General features: G+C 70.7%; 16 protein-coding genes. 8 read left to right on the top strand and 8 right to left on the bottom strand.

Translation table 11 applies throughout. The features are described 5' to 3' along the window. Nucleotides 1-17 precede the first annotated feature (17 nt). Nucleotides 18-1,133 (bottom strand): cellulose binding domain-containing protein, encoded by a 1,116-nt coding sequence (locus tag Adu01nite_RS08705; RefSeq protein ID WP_203726043.1) that lies wholly within the window; start codon nt 1,131-1,133, stop codon nt 18-20. A 119-nt stretch (nt 1,134-1,252) separates the two neighbouring features. Between Adu01nite_RS08705 and Adu01nite_RS08700 the strand changes: the two genes are divergently transcribed. Both Adu01nite_RS08700 and Adu01nite_RS08695 read left to right on the top strand, forming a co-directional pair. Next, nucleotides 1,253-3,451, top strand: coding sequence for a rhamnogalacturonan lyase family protein (locus Adu01nite_RS08700; protein WP_203726042.1), 2,199 nt, complete (start codon nt 1,253-1,255; stop codon nt 3,449-3,451). Nucleotides 3,452-3,517: 66 nt separating this feature from the next. Continuing rightward, the gene (locus tag Adu01nite_RS08695; protein WP_203726041.1) at nt 3,518-4,330 is read left to right on the top strand and encodes an MBL fold metallo-hydrolase; all 813 of its coding nucleotides are present in this window, start codon (nt 3,518-3,520) and stop codon (nt 4,328-4,330) included. Here Adu01nite_RS08695 and Adu01nite_RS08690 read toward each other — a convergent pair. From Adu01nite_RS08690 to Adu01nite_RS08680, 3 genes are read right to left on the bottom strand one after another with little or no spacing between them, the layout of a single operon-like run. After that, on the bottom strand, nt 4,327-5,694 hold the full coding sequence (locus tag Adu01nite_RS08690) for a (Fe-S)-binding protein (RefSeq protein ID WP_203726040.1): 1,368 nt from the start codon (nt 5,692-5,694) through the stop codon (nt 4,327-4,329). The genes Adu01nite_RS08695 and Adu01nite_RS08690 overlap by 4 nt on opposite strands. Then, a complete protein-coding gene (locus Adu01nite_RS08685; RefSeq protein ID WP_203726039.1) occupies nt 5,695-6,804 on the bottom strand; it encodes an FAD-binding oxidoreductase in 1,110 nt (369 codons plus the stop codon). Next, nucleotides 6,804-8,252, bottom strand: coding sequence for an FAD-linked oxidase C-terminal domain-containing protein (locus Adu01nite_RS08680; protein ID WP_203726038.1), 1,449 nt, complete (start codon nt 8,250-8,252; stop codon nt 6,804-6,806). Before Adu01nite_RS08680 ends, Adu01nite_RS08685 begins: the two co-directional genes overlap by 1 nt. Before the next feature lie 109 nt (nt 8,253-8,361). On the opposite strand from Adu01nite_RS08680, the gene Adu01nite_RS08675 reads away from it, so the two are divergent. Continuing rightward, nucleotides 8,362-9,054, top strand: coding sequence for a hypothetical protein (locus tag Adu01nite_RS08675; protein ID WP_203726037.1), 693 nt, complete (start codon nt 8,362-8,364; stop codon nt 9,052-9,054). A 77-nt stretch (nt 9,055-9,131) separates the two neighbouring features. Here the strand turns inward: Adu01nite_RS08675 and Adu01nite_RS08670 are convergent, their stop codons facing one another. Beyond that, nucleotides 9,132-10,340, bottom strand: coding sequence for a cytochrome P450 (locus tag Adu01nite_RS08670; RefSeq protein WP_203726036.1), 1,209 nt, complete (start codon nt 10,338-10,340; stop codon nt 9,132-9,134). 187 nt (nt 10,341-10,527) lie between these two features. Between Adu01nite_RS08670 and Adu01nite_RS08665 the strand changes: the two genes are divergently transcribed. Next, nucleotides 10,528-10,929, top strand: a complete 402-nt coding sequence (locus tag Adu01nite_RS08665; protein WP_203726035.1) for a helix-turn-helix domain-containing protein — start codon at nt 10,528-10,530, stop codon at nt 10,927-10,929. Here the strand turns inward: Adu01nite_RS08665 and Adu01nite_RS08660 are convergent. After that, complete coding sequence (locus Adu01nite_RS08660; RefSeq protein ID WP_203726034.1) at nt 10,883-11,959, bottom strand: MAB_1171c family putative transporter; 1,077 nt, start codon at nt 11,957-11,959, stop codon at nt 10,883-10,885. The two genes, Adu01nite_RS08665 and Adu01nite_RS08660, sit on opposite strands and share 47 nt — an antisense overlap. A gap of 3 nt (nt 11,960-11,962) precedes the next feature. After that, on the bottom strand, nt 11,963-12,433 hold the full coding sequence (locus Adu01nite_RS08655; RefSeq protein ID WP_239132241.1) for a hypothetical protein: 471 nt from the start codon (nt 12,431-12,433) through the stop codon (nt 11,963-11,965). A gap of 189 nt (nt 12,434-12,622) precedes the next feature. On the opposite strand from Adu01nite_RS08655, the gene ppdK reads away from it, so the two are divergent. Further along, nucleotides 12,623-15,304 (top strand): pyruvate, phosphate dikinase, encoded by a 2,682-nt coding sequence (ppdK, locus tag Adu01nite_RS08650; RefSeq protein ID WP_203726033.1) that lies wholly within the window; start codon nt 12,623-12,625, stop codon nt 15,302-15,304. 111 nt (nt 15,305-15,415) lie between these two features. Next, entirely contained in the window at nt 15,416-15,829 is a 414-nt protein-coding gene (locus Adu01nite_RS08645) for a VOC family protein (RefSeq protein ID WP_203726032.1), read from the top strand. An 8-nt stretch (nt 15,830-15,837) separates the two neighbouring features. Here the strand turns inward: Adu01nite_RS08645 and Adu01nite_RS08640 are convergent, their stop codons facing one another. Further along, on the bottom strand, nt 15,838-16,203 hold the full coding sequence (locus Adu01nite_RS08640; RefSeq protein ID WP_203726031.1) for a YybH family protein: 366 nt from the start codon (nt 16,201-16,203) through the stop codon (nt 15,838-15,840). A gap of 486 nt (nt 16,204-16,689) precedes the next feature. Between Adu01nite_RS08640 and Adu01nite_RS08635 the strand changes: the two genes are divergently transcribed. Next, complete coding sequence (locus tag Adu01nite_RS08635; protein ID WP_203726030.1) at nt 16,690-17,943, top strand: wax ester/triacylglycerol synthase domain-containing protein; 1,254 nt, start codon at nt 16,690-16,692, stop codon at nt 17,941-17,943. A 69-nt stretch (nt 17,944-18,012) separates the two neighbouring features. After that, the gene (locus Adu01nite_RS08630) at nt 18,013-18,894 is read left to right on the top strand and encodes a universal stress protein (protein ID WP_203726029.1); all 882 of its coding nucleotides are present in this window, start codon (nt 18,013-18,015) and stop codon (nt 18,892-18,894) included. Nucleotides 18,895-18,983: the final 89 nt, after the last annotated feature.

The raw sequence follows: 18,983 nt of genomic DNA, 5'->3' as shown, positions 1-18,983 counted from the left end.
CCGCCGTCGTTGTCGGGTCAGGAGATGGCGGCCGACACGTACGGGTACCAGCGGTCGGCGATCTTCACGTTGCCGGCGTCGTTCGGGTGTACGCCGTCGTAGGTGTCGGTGGCCGTGCTGAAGCCGGTCCACTGGTCGATCACCGTGATGGGGGAGGCGGTCGTGGTCTGGCCGGCCGCCCAGGCCGGAATCGCCGCGTTCAGGGCGACCACCCGGGCCGCGCACTCGGTGCAGGTGCTCGGGTTCATCGGGATGATCTGGGCGACGCCGATCTTCATCCGCGGGTTGGAGGCGCGCATCTGGGTGACCATCCGGGTGTACGCGGCGAGGACCGTGTCGGTGGACAGGCTCGACCAGACGTCGTTGGTGCCGAAGTGCATGATCACGACGTCCGGGGTGGTCGCGGCCAGCCAGCCGACGAGCAGGTCCTGGTTGGCGACGTTGGTGGCCAGGTAGCCGCCGTGGCCCTCGTTCTCGCCGTCGTAGGTGAAGCCGCAGCCCTGGCCGGGCAGGGTGCCGACGAAGTCGACCTTGGCGGCCGGGAGCTTCTGCCAGAGCAGGGCCCGCCAGCAGCCGGGGGAGCCGGTGATCGAGTCACCCAGCGCCATCACCTTGACCGGGGTGCCGGCCGGCGGGGTCGTCGTGGGCGGCGCGGTCGTCGGCTGGGTGGTGGGGGTCGAGGTCGGGGTGGTGGTGGCCGGGGTGGTCGTCGGGGCGGTGGTGGTGACCGCGCCGGTGCAGGTCACCCCGTTGAAGGTGAACGAGGTGGGCACGGGGTTGCTGCCGGTCCACGAGCCGTTGAAGCCGAACGATGCGGTGCCGCCGGTGGCGATCACCGGGTTCCAGGCGGCGTTCTTGACGGTGACCGCAGCGCCGGACTGGGTCACCGAGCCGTTCCACAGCTGGGTGATGGTCTGGCCGGCGGCGAAGCTGAACGCCAGCGTCCAGCCGTTGGTCGCGTCGCCGAGGTTGGTGACGTCGACCGCGGCGCCGAAGCCACCCGGCCACTGGCTGGAGACGGTGTATTTCACCTGGCAGCCGGCGGCGGCGTCGGCCCGGCTCGCGGTGATCACCGCGACCGAGGCCAGGGCGGTGGCCGTGGCGGTGAGCAGAGCGAATGTTCGTCGGTGCATGGGGTTCCTTCCCGGAGGACGCGGGATATGGGTGGGGAACGGGAGCCTTGACGAACGTGGTGGCACGCCTCAGTCTGGGAGCGCTCCCAATCCATGACTGTAAATCTAAGGGGCCTTACGTGGCCAGCAGGAAGAAGATTGCCGCCGCCCTCGCCGTCGCCACCGTCGGCGCGGGGCTCCTGGCGGTCGCGGCGCGCGCGGATGCGGCCGCGGGCTGCCAGGTCAAATACACCGTGAGCAGTACGTGGCCGGGTGGGTTCGGCGTCGCCGTGGACGTCACCAACCTCGGCGACGCGATCAACGGCTGGACGCTGACCTTCGCCTTCCCCGGCGACCAGACCATCTCCCAGCTCTGGAACGGGGTGGTCACCCAGTCCGGGGCGACCGTGTCGGTGACGGACGCCGGCTACAACGCGGCGCTCGGCACCAACGCGACGACCAGCTTCGGCTTCAACGGCACCGGCGCGTCGGCCACGCCCGCGTCGTTCAGCCTCAACGGCACCGCGTGCACCGGTGGTACTACGCCCACGAGTCCCACCACCAGCACGCCGACCACCGCCCCGCCGACCACCGCCCCGACGACCGTTCCGCCTACGACCACCCCTCCGCCGGCCGGAGGGACCTCTACGGTCAACGGCAAGCAGGTCGAAAAACTCGACCGCGGCGTGATCAGCGTGCACTCCGGCAGCGGGAACCTGGTCAGCTGGCGGCTGCTCGGCACCGACCCGAGCGGAGTGGCGTTCAACGTCTATCGCGGCACCACCAAGCTGACCGCGAGCCCGCTGACGACGTCGACGAATTACCTCGACTCGGGGGCGGCCGCAGGTCAGACGTACACCGTCAAGCCGGTTTTGAATGGGGTTGAGCAGGCCGCGGAGGGTCCGGCTCTCAACTTCGCCAACGGCTATCTCGACGTGCCGATCCAGAACCCGAACAGCGCGCTGTACGTCGCCAACGACGCCAGCACCGGGGACCTCGACGGCGACGGCAAGCTCGACATCGTTCTCAAATGGGACCCGACGAACTCCAAGGACAACTCGCAGTCCGGGGTCACCGACCCGGTCTACATCGACGGCTACAAACTCGACGGGACCCGCCTCTGGCGGATCAATCTCGGACGCAACATCCGGGCGGGCGCGCATTACACCCAGTTCCAGGTGTACGACTACGACGGCGACGGCGATGCCGAAGTGGCGATGAAGACCGCCGACGCGACCGTGGACGGGGTCGGCACGGTGATCGGCGACGCGAACGCCGACTACCGCAACTCGTCCGGCTACATCCTGACCGGCCCGGAGTTCCTGACGATGTTCGACGGCCGCACCGGGGCCGCCGTGTCGACCGTCAACTACGAGCCGGCCCGCGGAACGGTGTCCAGCTGGGGTGACTCGTACGGCAATCGGGTTGATCGGTTCCTGGCCGGCACGGCCTATCTCGACGGCAGCCGGCCCAGCCTGGTGATGGCGCGCGGCTACTACACCCGCTCGGTGATCGTGGCCTGGGACTTCCGCAACGGTGCGCTGACCCGCCGCTGGACGTTCGACTCCACCACGAGCGGCAACAGCGCGTACGCCGGACAGGGCAACCACCAGCTGTCCATCGCGGACGTCGACCAGGACGGCAAGGACGAGATCATCTACGGCTCGATGGCGATCGACGACAACGGCGGCAAGCTGTGGAACACCGGCAACGGCCACGGCGACACCATGCACGTCGGTGACCTCGACCCGTCCCGGCCGGGCCTGGAGGAGTTCAAGGTCGACGAGGACGGCACGAAGCCTTCCTCGTGGTTCGCCGACGCCAAGACCGGCCAGATCATCTGGTCCACGCCGGCCAACGGCGACAACGGCCGCGGCGTCTCGGCCGACATCTGGGCCGGCAGCCCGGGCGCCGAGTCCTGGTCCTCCGCGGTCGACGGGGTGCGCAGTCCGTCCGGCGCGGTGGTGTCCAGCCGTAAGCCCGGGTCGACCAACTTCGTGGTCTGGTGGGACGGCGACGCGACCCGGGAGCTGCTCGACGGGACGCACATCGACAAGTACGGGACGTCGAGCGACACCCGGTTGCTGACCGCCGCCGACGTGCACTCCAACAACAGCACGAAGTCGACGCCGTCGCTCTCCGGCGACCTGTTGGGGGACTGGCGCGAAGAGGTGATCTGGCCGACCACCGCCAACAACGCCCTGCGGATCTACTCGACGCCGACGGCCACCGACCGGCGGGTCGTGACGCTGCTGCACGACGTCCAGTACCGCGAGGCGATCGCCTGGCAGAACACCGCCTACAACCAGCCGCCGCATCCCTCTTTCGCTATTCAGTAGCGGTTCTTGCGGCAGGCGTCCCCTAGAGTGGTTGCAGATCGCAACCACTCTAGGGGAAGAGGGACGATGCTTACGCAGGTCGCTGACGGCGTGCTGGTGCATCAGAGCGCGTTTCTGCAGAGCAATGCCGTTGTCGTGCGCGGGGATGGTGGCGTGCTGCTGGTCGATGCCGGGCTTCAGGATGACGAGCTGGCTTGCCTTGCCGGTGACCTGAGTGCGGCGGGGTCGGTCGTGGTGGCCGGGTTCTCCACTCATCCGGACTGGGACCATCTGCTCTGGGACGGGCGGCTCGGGGATGTTCCGCGCTACGGCACGGCCCGCTGTGCGGCTGCCGTTGCGGAGTTGCTGTCCGATCCGGACATCAAGGCCCGGGTCACCGAGCACCTGGAACCGGCCGGGATCGCCGATCGGGTCTCGCTGGATCTGTTCGGGCTGATCACTGGGCTGCCTCCGGGGGCGGAGAGCGTTCCCTGGGGTGGGCCTGCCGTTCGCATCCTTGAGCATCGGGCGCATGCGCCGGGGCACGCGGCGCTGTTCGTCGAGGAGAGCGGGGTTCTTCTTGCCGGGGACATGCTCTCCGACGTGCTGATCCCGATGCTCGATCTCGACGGGACCGCTGATCCGATCGAGGACTACCTCGCCGCGCTGCGGCTTCTCGAGAGCATGGCGGACGGTGCGCACGTCGTCGTGCCGGGGCACGGGTCGGTGGGGGGCGCCGGGCAGGTACGTGCGCGGATCGCGCTGGACCGGGCCTACGTGCTTGCCCTTCGGGACGGCGAGACTCCCGATGACCCGCGGATCGGGGCGGCGGCCGCGCCTGGCTGGGAGTGGGTCAGCGGTATTCACGACGGGCAGGCCGGGCGGCTCGCCGGCCGTTAACCGGGCGGGCTGAGCAGGGCCGGGGCGCCCAGGTTTCGGATTGAGGCGTCCAGGACCTGGGCGGTGTGGGCCAGGGCTATCTGGCCGCCCTGGCGTTGGGCTGCGGCTGCGATTTGCATCAGGCAGCCCGGGTTTGCCGTGACCAGCAGTGATGCGCCGGTGGCCAGGACGTTTTTGGCCTTCAGGTCGCCCAGGGCGGCGGCCGGCTCCGGGTTCAGGACGTTCCAGATGCCGGCCGAACCGCAGCAGATCTCCGGGTCGGTGATCTCGCGCAGGGTCAGGGCGGGGATGTCGCGCAGCAGTGATCGGGGCTGGGTGCGGATGCCCTGGGCGTGACCAAGATGGCAGGCGTCGTGATAGGCGACCGTCAGGTCCAGGGGGTGGCGCTTCGCCACCGGGCCCAGCTCGTGCAGCAGCTCGGCCAGGTCGCGGACCTTCGCGGTGAACGCCGCCGCCCGCCCCGCATACGCCGGGTCGTCGGCCAGCAGGGCGTCGTACTCCTTCAGGGACGAACCGCAGCCGGCCGCGTTGACCACGAAGTAGTCCATGCCGGTCGACTCGAACGTGTCGATCAGTTTGCGGGCGAAGCGCTGCGCCTCCGCCCGGCGGCCGTTGTGCACGCTCAGGGCGCCGCAACAACCCTGCGACGGCGGGATCAGCACCTCGCAGCCCTCGGCCGCGAGGACCCGTACGGTCGCGGAATTGACGTCGGGGAAGAACGCGCTCTGCACGCAACCGGTGAGCATGCCCACGACGGCCCGTTGTTGACCCTTCGCCGCGACGCGGCGCGGCGGGCGCGGCACGCTGCGCAGCCGCGGGGCCAGCGATTCCAGGGTCGCGAGCGTGGGGGCCAAACGCTGCAGGAGGCCGCTGCGGGCCACGAGTTTTTGCAGGCCGGAGCTTTGGTACGCCCGTAGCGGGACGCGCAGCAGCCGAAGCCGGCGGGGGTACGGGAACAGGGCGAAGATCGCCGAGCGCAGCGCCTTCTCCCTTGGCGTGCGGGGGTGGCGGCGCTCGATCTGGGCCCGGGTGTCCTCGATCAGGCGGTCGTATTGCACGCCGGACGGACACGCCGTCACGCACGACATGCAGCCCAGGCAATTGTCGAAGTGTTCCACCATGGAGTCGCTCAGCGGCTCGCCGTTGACGCCCTCGTTCATCAAGTAGATGCGGCCTCGCGGGGAATCCGCCTCGGCGCCCCACAGCACGTACGTCGGGCAGGTGGGCAGGCAGAAACCGCAGTGCACGCAGTCGGCGATCAGGTCCTTCGCCGGCGGGTGGTCGTCGTCGAACGCGGGGGCGCCGGAGACCGGGCCGAGCACGTCGCGTGGGGGCTCGCCGGTGCCCCAGGTCGCGTCGACCATCTAGATGCCTCCCACGAAACGGCCGGGTGCGAAACGGTGGTCCGGGTCGAACTGGTTCTTCACCCGGCGCATCAGCGACAAGCCGGGCACCGGGCCCCACATGTCCAGGATGTCGCGTATCTCGGGTGGGGCGGTGAGGACGACCGCGTGGCCGCCGAGGCGTACGCAGGTCGCGCGCAACCGCTCCACCTCGGTGATGCCGGCCGCAGCCGCGGAGAGCAGGCCGGTGCCGGCTGAACCTCGTACGAAATCAGGGCCTTGTGCCAGCGTCGGCACCGCCGACAGCGGCACGGAGAGCTTGACCCCGATCTCACCCGGCGCCCACGGATCTTCACCCCACCACGCGGGCGCTTCGTCGGAGATGTCCCCGCCGAGCAGTTTTCCCACCAGACCAGCCCTTTCCCGTACGCCTTCGGCCGTGCCCTCGAGCAGCACCGCGAGCTCGCCGGACGCCGAGTCGATCTCGACCGCCGCGGGAGCCACCGCCGCGGCCCGCACCTTGGCGGCGTCGGCGGGCGGCGCGGACGTGCGCACGAACAACGCGTGCTGCGGCTTGGGGTGCAGCCGGAACGCGCACTCGGTGATCAACCCGAGCGTGCCGTAGGAGCCGGTGTAGAGCTTGCCCAGGTCGTACCCGGCGACGTTCTTCACGACCTTGCCCCCGGCCTTGGCGATCTTCCCGTCGGCCCGGACCACGGTGATCCCGATGAGCAGGTCGCGCACGCCGCCGTAATGCAGCCGTCGCGGCCCGCTGGTCCCGGTCGCGACCGTCCCGCCGATGGTGGCCCCCGCGGGCCCGTCCAGGGCGAGGAGCTGATCGCCCAGGTCGAGGGAGCGCAGCGGGGTGCCGGCCCGGACGATGGTGATCAGGTCGCCGGCCGCGTGTTCGACGACGCCGGTCAGGTTGCTCGTGTCGATGATCAGGTCGAGGGAACGCGGCGGGGGACCCCAGTCGATCTTGGTGCCGGCGCCCCGGACCACGACGGTCAGGCCCCGGGTGGCGGCCAGCAGCTCGGCCGCCTCCGCCGTCGTGCGTGGCGCGGCGACCAGGCGGGCCTGGACGCCGCCGATCACGTCCTCGTCGCCGGCCGGGCGGGTCAGGTCGGGCATCAGAAGACCTCCGCGCCGTCCCGGTCGGCGGTCTCGCCGGCCCGGTGCTTGCCGGGGCGTTCGCCGCACAGCCGTGGCGTCGGATAGATCTTGCCGGGGTTGGCGATGCCGTCCGGGTCGAAGGCGCAGCGCAGCAGCTGCATGGTGTCGAGGTCGTCGTCGGTGAACATCCGCGGCATGTATTTCGCCTTGTCGGCGCCGACGCCGTGCTCGCCGGTGATCGAGCCGCCGTACTCGATGCACAGGTCGATGATCGCGCCGGACGTGTTCTCGGCCCGCTCGGCCTCGCCCGGCACCGCGTCGTCGAACAGCACCAGCGGGTGAAGGTTGCCGTCGCCGGCATGAAAGACATTTGCCACGCGTACGCCGTTGCCGGTGGCCAGGTCGTCGATGCGGCGCAGCACCTCGCCCAGGGCCGTTCGCGGGATCACGCCGTCCTGGACGATGTAGTCGGGGCTGATCCGGCCGACCGCGGCGAACGCCGACTTGCGGCCCTTCCAGAACAGTGCCCGCTCGGCGTCGTCGGCGGCGATCCGGATCTCGAACGCGCCGTTCGCCTCGCAGAGCCGGTTGACCTCGTCGAACTGCGCGGCCACCTCGGCGGCCGGGCCGTCCAGCTCGACGATCAGCACCGCGTCGGCGCCGGGTGGATAGCCGCACGCGACGGCGGCCTCGGCGGCCTCGATCGCGAGGGCGTCCATCATCTCGATCGCGGCCGGCACCACCCCGGCCGCGATGATCGCGCTGGTGGCGGCGCCGGCCCGGTCGATGCCGTGGAACGCTGCCAGGAGGGTGCGGACGGTCTCCGGCAGCCTGGTCAGCCGCACGGTGACCTCGGTGGCGACGCCGAGCGTGCCCTCCGAGCCGACGAACGCGCCGATCAGGTCGTAGCCGGGCGGTTCCAGGGCCTTCCCGCCGAGCTTGACCGTCTCGCCGTCGGGAGTGACCACCTCCAGGCCGGTCACATGGTTGACGGTGAAGCCGTATTTCAGGCAGTGCGCGCCGCCGGAATTCTCCGCGACGTTGCCGCCGATCGAGCAGATCTGCTGGCTGGAGGGGTCGGGCGCGTAGTAGTAGCCGTCCGGGGTCGACGCCCTGGTCAGCTGCAGGTTGATCACGCCGGGCTGGACCACCGCCCGCTCGTCGGCGGCGGAGATCTCCCGGATCTCGCGCATCTGGGCGGTCACGATCAGCACCCCGTCGGCGTGCGGGAGGGCGCCGCCGGACAGGCCGGTGCCGGAGCCGCGGGCCACGAACGGGACCCGCTCGTCGGCGCAGGCGCGGACCGTCGCGGCGACCTCGGCGGTGGTGCGGGCCAGCACGACCACGGCCGGGATGACCTTGTGGTGGGCGAGGCCGTCGCACTCGTACGTCCGCAGCTCCTGCCGGTCGGTGATCACCCGTTCCGGGCCCAGCTCACGCCGGAGCCGTTCTTCGATCTTGGTCACCGCGGCCTCCTAGCGTCTCTATCAACCTAATCGCTGACGGTCCGCCGGTCATCAGGTCACGCTGCGTACGCCAGTCGGCGATGCTTCGATCTTCTGCAAGGATGGCCCGATGTTTGTGACCGGGAGAGTCGCTCGCACCGCCGTCACCGCCCTCTGCGCCCTCGCGGTGGCCGCCGGCTGCAGCTCCGACGACGGCGAGAAGCCGGACACGTCGAACATCTCCGTGACCACCATGCGGGGCGCGCTGTTGCAGGCCGCCGAGATCGGCCCGACCTGGGCGGCGCCCGAGGAGAGCGCCGACCCCAACCAGCTGGTCAGCATCTGCGGCGGCACCACCGCGCCGCCCGAGGTGCCGCCGGGCGGGCAGGTCGTCGCGTCGCCGCTGGCCGACGAGGGGGAGAAGGGGGCGCAGACGCTCGAGCAGATCGCCCTCGTCTACGGCGACAAGTCGGGCGCCGACGCGGCCCTGGCCGGGCTGAAGGCGATCGCCGACGGCTGCCCGGCCAACCTGTCGGTGGCCGCCGTCGACAACGACACGCGCAACGAGCCCGCCTACACCGAGACCGTCCGGGTGCAGCCCCTCGAGGACGAGACCTGGAGCGGGTTCACGGTGATCCGGCACAAGGAGTACGAGAAGACGCACCCGGGCACCGCCGACGTCGCGGTGACGATCGTGCAGCGGGTGAACGTGGTGCTCGTCGACGCGTACGCGATCTATCAGCTGAGCAACGCGAGCAGCGGATCCCAGTTCGACGCGGACTGGAAGAAACTGGTTGGCACGGTCGTGCAGCGCGTGGGATAGACAGCCGCCGTGCGTTCGTCTAATGTTCGGCATGCGCCGTTGCGAGTTCTTCCCCCGTGGAATTCGCAGCGGCGCCCTTATTTGCCCATGTGCACGGGCAGACTGTTGTAGCCCCGGATCGTGAGGCTGTTCCGCCTCTCCGGCGCACCATCCAGGCGTACACCAGGGAAGCGGGACATGACCGCCGGAAAAGCCACCTGGGCCTCCAGCCGCGCCAGCGGCGCGCCGAGGCAGTAGTGGATGCCGCCGCCGAAGGACAGCGGAGCGTTGTCCTTCCTGGACAGATCGAGCCGTTCCGGCTGGTCGAAGCGTTCCGGATCGCGGTTGCCGGCCCCCAGGTAGGCGACCACCCGGTCACCCGGCTCCAGCCGCACCCCGCCGATCGTGGTCTCCTCCCACGCCACCCGGGCGATCAGCTGCACCGGTGAGTCGAACCGCAGCAGCTCCTCGGCCGCGGCGACCGGGTCGGCGAGCAGTGCAGGGACCTGGCCGGGGTTGCCGAGCAGCGCGACCAGGCCGTTCGCCAGGAGGTTGGTGGTGGTCTCGAAACCGGCCCCGAACAGCAGCGCCGCCATCGTCAGCAGCTCGTCCTCGGTCAGCCGGTCGCCCTCCTCCTCGGCCGCGACCAGCGCGCTGAGCAGGTCGTCCTGCGGATTCTTGCGACGCTCGGCGGCCAGGCCGGCCAGGTAGGCGCGCATCGTCTCGGCGGCCGGGTCGGCCTTCGCGATCACCTCCGGCGTGATCGTGTCGAGCAGCTGCGACCAGTCCCGCACCAGGGTCTGGAACTGGGCGCGGTCCGGCTCCGGCACCCCGAGCAGCTCGCCGATCACGTTCACCGGCAGCGGGAAGGCGAACGCCTCGATGAAGTCGGCCTCGCCGTCCACCCGGTCGAGCAGATCGTCGACCATCCGCTCGATGGCCGGCCGCAGCGCGACGACCCGGCGGGGCGTGAAAGCTGAGCTGACGAGCCGCCGCAGCCGGGTGTGATCGGGCGGGTTGATCGCCAGGATGCTGGTGAACAGCAGATGCAGGGCCGGGTGCTGCTCCCAGTCGGGCAGGCCGAGGAAGGCCAGCATGTTCGACGGCATGTGCCCCAGCCGGGCGTCCCGGGCCACCGCCGCGCAGTCCGCGTGCCTGGTCACCACCAGGGCATTGTCGTCGGCGCGGACCACCGGGGAGATCTCCCGCAGGCGCCGGTATCGAGGGTACGGATCGTCGCGGCCGACCAGCGTGGTCAGCTCACCGAGCAGGGCAGAGACCTCAGGTCCATCCACAATGTCCACCACCTGGCCGAGCTTACCCAGAAGGGGGGTTGAGCCGGGAGAACGCTTCCCATAGGCTCAACCCGGTCTCATCAACCACAGTTTATGACGCCCTACATCGGGGGATGTGCATGAACGCGGGGTCGCGCGTTCCTGCTCATGGGCGTCACAATGAACCACCTTTTTCGAATATCACCGGGAGGAGGGCGTGATGGGCGCCTTCTCCATCGCCGAAAAGCTCGATCACCTGTTCCGCCAGGTCCGCGCCGCGGGCCAGGCGGAGCCGAGCTACATGGCGGTTTCCGAGGCCATCCGCGCGCAGCAGGGTGTGCCGATCTCACACACCTACATCTGGCAGCTGCGCACCGGCCGGCGGGACAACCCGACGGTCGCGCACCTGACCGCCCTGGCCACCTACTTCGGTGTCCCGGTCGCCTATTTCCTGGACGACGAGCAGACCCGCCGGGTCGACGCCCAGCTCGAGCTGCTGCGCACCATCCGCGACGCCGGCGTCACCGAGATCGCGCTGCGCGCGGCCGACGTGTCACCGCGCGGCCGGGAGACGATCAGCGAGCTGATCCGGAAGGTCTGGGAGTCCGAGCAGCGGCCGTGACCGGCCCGTGCCGGTAGGCGCGGCTCACCCGGCTCAGCCAGGCCACCTCGTCCGCCATCTCCGGCCCCACCCCGGCGAAGGCGGCCGGGTGCTCGGCCGCCGCCAGCCCGTCGGCGCGGCGGCGCAGCGCCTGCACGATCGCCGCCGCCTCGGCGTCGGCCGGGTCCGGCGAGTGCGGCGGCGTCTCCGGCAGGTAGGGGCGCAGCGCCAGCATCCCGTCCCGGATCTCGATCACCCGCCGGTAGAGGCGCAGCTGCACGTCGTCGACGCCGGCCAGCTCGAACACCGCCCGGCGCGGCGAGAAGAGAATGACCTCGGGGAACGCGTCCCGCATCGCCTTCCAGAGCGGCCGCAGCACGAGCAGCGACCAGTATGCGCCGATGATGTCCCGGGACCGGCGGGCGGCCGGCACGCACGCCCCGGCCACCGCGATCAGGATGCCGCCGCCCTGCAGGTGCATCGCGTACCGCTTGAACTCGGCGAAGTCGATGTGCGCGAGCCCGGTGCCGCGCGCGACGATCAGCCCGGTCTTGATCGCCGCGTAGAGCGCGACCAGCGCGCAGCCGGTGGCGATCGCGCGCAGCCCGAGGCGGGGGAGACCGGCCGGGGCGTCCGGGGCGACCGCCCAGAACATCCGGGCCGTGGTGACCAGCACCGCGCCCAGAAAACCTTCGAGCACGATCCAGTACGCGACGGTCAGCGCCGACAGGTCCCCGGTCAGCGTGACGTCGTCGGTCAGTGCCGCCAGCACGAGCAGCGCGGCGAGCACGGCGGCGGTCAGCGCGAGATGCCACCGCTGGGTGCCCCGGCCGGTCAGCAACGACAGAAAACGCAGCAGGAAGTACGCCGTGAGCACGCCGAGCAGGTTGGGCAGGATCGCCGGGTGCGGCAGCAGCACGACCGTCTTGATCAGGGCGAGGAGGACGACGACCGCCCAGAACGCGCGCTGCCGGGGATCGCGCCAGAGGGTCGGCACCCGCGCCACCACCACGCCCCAGAGCAGGCCGAGCAGCGTGACGCTCAGGATCATTGCTTACTCGACGAAGCCGAAGGCGTCGGCGACCCGGGCGAGGGTGGTGTGCGGGCGCGGCGACGGGCGGCCGCGGATCAGCGAGGCCATCATCTCGGCCTCCCGCTCCTGGGCGGTGGTGTAGTTGACCCGGCCCAGCACCCGGCGCACGGTGGCCGGGTCGATGTCGGGGAAGAGCTGGGCGGCCGAGCCGTTGATGCCGGTATGACCGCTCAGGATGTGCGCGAGCTCGTGCAGCACGATGTGCTCGGCGTGCAGCGGCGACGTGCCCGGATCGTAGAAGACGTGGTCGGCCTGATCGGTGGCGATCCACAGCCCGCAGGGTGCCTCGGCGCTCAGCCCGGGGACCGGCCGGCGGATCAGCGGGCGCCCGCGGCGGGCGGCCACCTCGCCGCAGAATGCATCGAGGTCGAAGGGCACGGGGACCCGGATGCCTCGCAGGCGCTGTTCGCTCCGCTGCCGCAAACCCTTCATCGCCGCCAGGTTACCCGGGGTTCCGTTTGCGCGGAACTGCGCGAAGAGAGCGCTTCCCGAACATGGAGCGGCGCAGGCCTGTGGAAAACCCCACCTACAGGTTAACTATTCGGCCAATGTCTGCTTAGCCTTACGAATCTCGGGGCAGAAACCAGTTCAGCCGCGGAATCGAAACCGGAGGTGGCTGGCATGAGCAAATTCGTGTACGACTTCGCCGAGGGCAACAGGGACATGAAGGATCTGCTCGGCGGCAAGGGCGCGAACCTCGCCGAGATGACCAACCTCGGCCTGCCCGTGCCCGGCGGATTCACCATCACCACCGAAGCCTGCCAGTGCTACCTCGCCCAGGGCCACCACGCCGACGGTCTCGCCACCGAGATCGACGCCCACCTGGCCGCTCTCGAGACCACCATGGGCCGCGAGCTCGGCGACCCGGCCGACCCGCTGCTCGTGTCGGTCCGTTCCGGCGCCAAGTTCTCCATGCCCGGCATGATGGAGACCGTCCTCAACGTCGGCCTCAACGACGAATCGGTGGACGGGCTGTCCCGGCAGGCCGGCGGCAACGACCGGTTCGCCTGGGACTCCTACCGGCGGCTCATCCAGATGTTCGGCAAGACCGTCTGCGACGTGCCCGGCGAGGAGTTCGAGGAAGCGCTGCACAAGGCGAAGGTCGACAAGGGCGTCACGGACGACGTCCAGCTCGACGCCGACGACCTGCGCGCGGTCGTCACCGCGTACAAGAAGGTCTTCGCCAAGCACACCGGCCACGACTTCCCGCAGGACCCGCGCGAGCAGCTCGACCTCGCCGTCGAGGCGGTCTTCCGCTCGTGGAACGCCGACCGGGCCGTCCTCTACCGCCGCCAGGAACGCATCCCGGCCGATCTCGGCACCGCGGTCAACGTGGTCGCCATGGTCTTCGGCAACCTCGGCCCCGACTCCGGCACCGGCGTCGCGTTCACCCGCGACCCGGCCACCGGCGAGAGCGGCGTCTACGGCGACTACCTGCAGAACGCGCAGGGCGAGGACGTCGTCGCCGGCATCCGCAACACCCTTGCCCTGGCCGACCTGGAAAAGATCGACAAGAAGTCGTACGACGAGCTGCTCGGGATCATGACCAAGCTCGAAGGGCACTACCACGACCTGTGCGACATCGAGTTCACCATCGAGCGCGGCAAGCTGTGGATGCTGCAGACCCGGGTCGGCAAGCGCACCGCCGCGGCCGCCTTCACCATCGCCGCGCACCTCGTCGACGAAGGCATGATCGACCTCGACGAGGCGCTCACCCGGGTCAGCGGCGCCCAGCTCGCGCAGCTGATGTTCCCGCGCTTCGACCTCGCCGCCGACCCGGCCCCGCTCACCCGCGGCGTCGGCGCCTCGCCCGGAGCGGCCGTCGGCGAGGTGGTCTTCTCCGCCGCCGACGCGGTCGCCGCGGCCGCCGCCGGCAGGCAGGTCATTCTCGTGCGCCGGGAGACCAACCCCGACGACCTGGCCGGCATGATCGCGGCGCAGGGCATCCTGACCTCCCGCGGCGGCAAGACCTCGCATGCGGCCGTCGTCGCCCGCGGCATGGGCAAGACCTGCGTGTGCGGCGCCGACGAGCTGGAGATCGGGCGCGACCAGTTCACCGCCGGCGGCCAGGTCGTCCGGGAAGGTGACGTGATCTCCATCGACGGCACCACCGGCCGGGTCTACCTCGGCGAGGTGCCGGTGCGGCCGTCCGAAGTGGTGCAGTACTTCGAGGGCGATCTCGACCCGGCGCTCGCCAACGAGCCGCTCGTCGCCGGCGTCCACCTGCTCATGACGCACGCCGACGACAAAGCCGCGTTGAAGGTACGCACCAACGCCGACACCGGGCCCGACGCCGCACGCGCGCGCCGGTTCGGGGCACAGGGCATCGGGCTGTGCCGCACCGAGCACATGTTCCTCGGCGACCGGCGGGAACTCGTCGAACGCCTGATCCTCGCGCACACCAAGACCGAGCGCGACGATGCGCTCGCCGCGCTGCAGCCGTTGCAGCGGGCCGACTTCCTGGACATCTTCCGGGAGATGAACGGGCTGCCGGTCACCGTGCGGCTCATCGACCCGCCGTTGCACGAGTTCCTGCCCTCGCTCGAAGAACTGGCCGTGCAGGTCGCGGTGGCCAAGGCGCGCGGCGAGGAATCCGAGCGGGACGAGCGGATGCTCGCGGCGGTGCGGCGCATGCACGAGTCGAACCCGATGCTCGGCCTGCGCGGCGTACGGCTCGGCCTGGTCATCCCCGGCCTCTTCGCGATGCAGGTGCGGGCCATCGCCGAGGCGGCGGTCGCGCTGGCCGCCGAGGGCGGCAACCCCCGGCCGGAGATCATGGTGCCGCTGGTCGGCGCGGTCCAGGAGCTGGAGACCGTACGCACCGAGGCCGAGAAGATCATCGCCGAGGTGGTCGGTGACTCCGGCGTCACGGTGCTGATCGGCACCATGATCGAGGTACCGCGGGCGGCGCTGACCGCCGGGCAGATCGCCGAGGCCGCCGAGTTCTTCTCCTTCGGCACCAACGACCTGACCCAGATGGGCTGGGGTTTCTCCCGCGACGACGTCGAGGGCGCGTTCTTCTGGCGCTACCTGGAGCTGGGCATCTTCGGCATCAGCCCGTTCGAGTCGATCGACCGGGACGGCGTCGGCCGGCTCGTCCGGATCGCCACCGAGGAGGGCCGGGCCGCCCGCCCCGGTCTGAAGCTGGGCGTCTGCGGCGAGCACGGTGGCGACCCGGAGTCGGTGCACTTCTTCCACGAGGTCGGCCTGGACTACGTGTCCTGCTCACCGTTCCGGGTGCCGGTCGCCCGGCTCGAGGCCGGCCGCGCCGCGGTCGAGTCGGCCGGCTCCGACCATCGCTGACGGATTGCTGACCCGAGCCCTCCGGGGGATGTTCTCCCCGGAGGGCTCAATTTTGTCGGTGGGTGGGGCTAGCGTCGGCGTGACAGCTCGACACAGCCAAAGGAGTCTGCGATGGCGTCCCAGCTCAACCCCTACCTGACCTTCAACGGAAACGCCCGCGAGGCGATGGAGTTCTACCGGTCGGTCTTCGGCGGCGACCTGACCATCAACACGTTCGGTGACTTCGGCGCGCCCGACCCGGCGCTCGCCGACAAGGTCATGCACGCGGCCCTCAAGACCCCCCAGGGCTACATCCTGTTCGCCTCCGACACCGCGCCCGGCATGGGCACCGCCAAGGCCGGCGACGCGATGACGGTGAGCCTCAGCGGCGACCCGGGCGAGGGCCTCGAAGAGGCGTGGGAGAAGCTCGCCGACGGCGGCACCGTCACCATGCCCTTCGAGAAGCAGATGTGGGGCGACCTCTACGGCCAGCTGATCGACAGGTTCGGCATCCCCTGGATGGTCGACGTGGTCGCCCCGCAGTAATCCACGGCTCAGGGTGTGGGGGTGTTCTGGTCGTGGATCAGAAGCCAGTCGCCCCCGCACCGGGCGAACGTCAGGCCGAGCAGGTAGCGCGAGGTGTAGGGCTTGCCGTTCGCGTCGACGTCGTCGTAGTCGACGGCGAACAGCGCAATGCCGGTGTCGCCCTGTTCGCTGCTCCGCAGCTGGGTCAGGTGCCAGCTCCAGTCCGGGTCGCTGAACCAGTCGCGGTGCAGGTCGCCGACCGCCGTGCGGCCCTCGACCAGCCGGCCGTCGAGCAGCACCAGTGACACGTCCTCGTGCACGGTTTTCAGATAGGTGTCCAGGTCACGATCGGTGACAGCGGCCAGATGCCGGTCGACCGCCGTTGCGAAATCCACGATGTATTGCCCTTCGTCCCCCGAGTTGAGGCCGCAGCATCTCACCCTGCCGGTCTTCGCGCATCCGAATTCGGGGGCCGGCCAGGGAAGCTTTCGGCGCCGGGCCGGGGAGACGAAAACTCCGGGGCGACGGGAGTCGCACCCGGAGGTTCGCGCTTTTCAGCTGTTTCTCGCATGCCGACACGTGCTGACACCGCCGGTCACGGCCGAGCGAACGACGGCGCTCGCGGTGCTGACAACGATCCAGAGCTGAGAGTCTCTCCTGATCGGAGGCTCGGACCTGGGTGGTTCGGGCTCCTTCTCGGGCTCGGGCTGCAGACTCGACCCAGCACCTCGAAAGTAGCTGCGGGCCACTGGCCGCAGAAGGCTGACCTGCCGGAATCACCCTCTCGGGCCACGGCTCTCCCTCTTTGGTGCGGGCTCCCTCGTCGGCGCGGGCCGGACGGCCCTGTTCCGGCCGGGGCGGCCGGGCCGAGGCTGGGAGGCATGAGCGTGGACCGGGCCGGGGATGCTGACCTGGCCTTTCTCGCGATCGATCGGGGGCCGGTTCCGGAACAGCTGGGCGTGGTGCTCGTGCTGGAACCGGGGCTCACCGTCGAGGCGTGCGCGGATCTGCTCGCCGCGCGGACCGCGGGGGTGCCCCGGCTGCGGCAGCGGTTGGTCCGTCCGCGGTTCGGGGGTGGACCGGCGGTGTGGGCCGGCGACACCGGGTTCGACGTGCGGCGGCACCTCAGCACGGCCGCATGTCCGTCGCCCGGTGACGAGCGGGCGCTGCTCGACGCGGCGATGCCGTATCTGCTTGCTCCCCTGCCGCGGGACCGGCCGCTCTGGCGGGCCGTGCTGCTCACCGGCATCTCTGGCGGCGGATCGGCGCTGGTCCTGGTCGCTCACCACGCGCTCAGCGACGGCATGGGTGGTCTGGCCGCCCTCGCTCGCCTCGTCGACGGTGCCGATGTTCCGGTGGGGCGCACCGTCGAGTCGGCGGCCGGCACTTTCGGGCCGGCCGGGGGAGGTGCGCCGCGGCGGATCGGTCGGCTGCGGGCCGCTATGCGGGCGAGCCGGGTCGCGCGGGTCGCGCCTTCCTCGCTGCTGGCGCCCACCGGTGGGCGGCGCCGGGCGGTCGTGGTCCGGATTCCGCTGGATGCGTTGCGGGTGGTCGCGCATCGGCACGGGGCCGGCGTCAACACCGTTCTGCTCGTGGTGGTGGCCGATGCGCTGCGGGGGCTGCTCGGTGAGCGGGGCGAGACGGTCGGGGCGGTGTCGATCGCGGTTCCGGTCGGGGTGGCGCGGACGGACGGTGGCACGGCCGGGAATGCCGGTAGTCCGCTGGTGGTGGCGGTGCCGGCCGGGGCTGATCGGATCTCGCGGGTCGCGGGCGAAGTTCGGCGGCGGCGTGCTGATGCGGACGGGCCGCCGCCTGTCGCCGTACTCGGGAAATGGTTTCGGGGGTTTGCCGCTGCTGGGGGTTATCGCTGGTACATGCGGCGGCAGCGGCGGATGCACACGCTCGTCAGCAACGTTCGCGGGCCGGTGGATGCCGTGTCGGTCGGCGGTGTCCGGGTGCGCGGGATGATGCCGATGTCGGTGGGTGGGTCGACCAATCTGACCGTCACCTTCGTTGCGCTCTCCTATGGTGGCGAACTTGTCGTCACCGTCGTCGCCGACCCTGATCGGTGCCCGGACCTCGACCGGCTCGGTGTGCTGCTGGGCGACCTTCTCGGGACCAAAGGTCCGTCCTGACGGGACTCTGCGCCCTGCCGCCTTCCGGCACGTCGGCGAAGGCTCAAGGGAGACGCAAAGGAGCGGGTCATGAGAGTCAATCCGGTCATCGTCGGCGCCGACGGCACCGACCACAGCAAGGCGGCGGTGCGGTGGGCCGCGCGCGAGGCGCGCCGGCTCGGACTGCCGCTTCGGGTCACCCACGCCTTCGACTGGGAGTGGCGCGAGGCCCGCTACGACATGAGTAACGACTACCTCGACGCGGCCCGCAAGATGGCCGAGGGGATCACCGCCAACGCCGTCTACGAGGCGCACTCGGTGGACCGCGACCTGCAGGTCGAAGGTGACCCGGTGGTCGGCAGCCCGGCGCCGCGGCTGCTGGCCGACAGTGAGTCGGCCGAGCTGGTGGTGCTGGGCAGCCGCGGGCGCGGCGGGTTCGGAAGTCTGCTGCTCGGCTCGGTCAGCCAGCGGGTGGCCACCCACGCCAAGTGCTCGGTGGTCGTGATCCGCGGGCGCGGTGCCGAGGCCGCCGGGCCGATCGTCGTCGGTGTCGACGACTCGCCGGCCGCCGAGACGGTGCTGGCGACGGCGTTCGATCTGGCCGCCGGGCGGGGGAGCGCGCTGCGGGTGGTGCACGCCTACCTGCCGCCGGTTCCGCTGTGGGTCAGCGGGCTCGCCGCCGTCGACGTTCCGGCGCCGGCGATGGACGAAGAGGAACAGGCCCGGCTCACCGAGCAGCTGGCGCCGTGGCGCGACAAATACCCGCTGGTGCCGGTCGAGGTGGTCCTCACCCACGAGAGCATCGCGTCCGAGCTGGTCGCGGCGTCCGCCAAGGCCCAGCTCGTGATCGTCGGCAGCCGCGGCCGCGGCATGATCACCGGCACGCTGCTCGGCTCCACCGGCCTGCAACTGCTGCACCACGCCGAGTGCCCGGTCTACATCGTCCGGCACCCGTCGGACCACCGGAGCTGATTCCCCGGAGCGGTCCGGGCCCGCTGCGGGCGGGCCCGGACCCGTTCTTCCGTCCCCGTAATGACGAGCCCCAGGGCGCCGCGGTGATA

Origin of the sequence: Paractinoplanes durhamensis (assembly GCF_016862175.1) — a bacterium.
Lineage (GTDB): Bacteria > Actinomycetota > Actinomycetes > Mycobacteriales > Micromonosporaceae > Actinoplanes > Actinoplanes durhamensis.
Note: the sequence above shows the minus strand (reverse complement) of the source record. Positions and strands in the feature narration are given on the sequence as shown.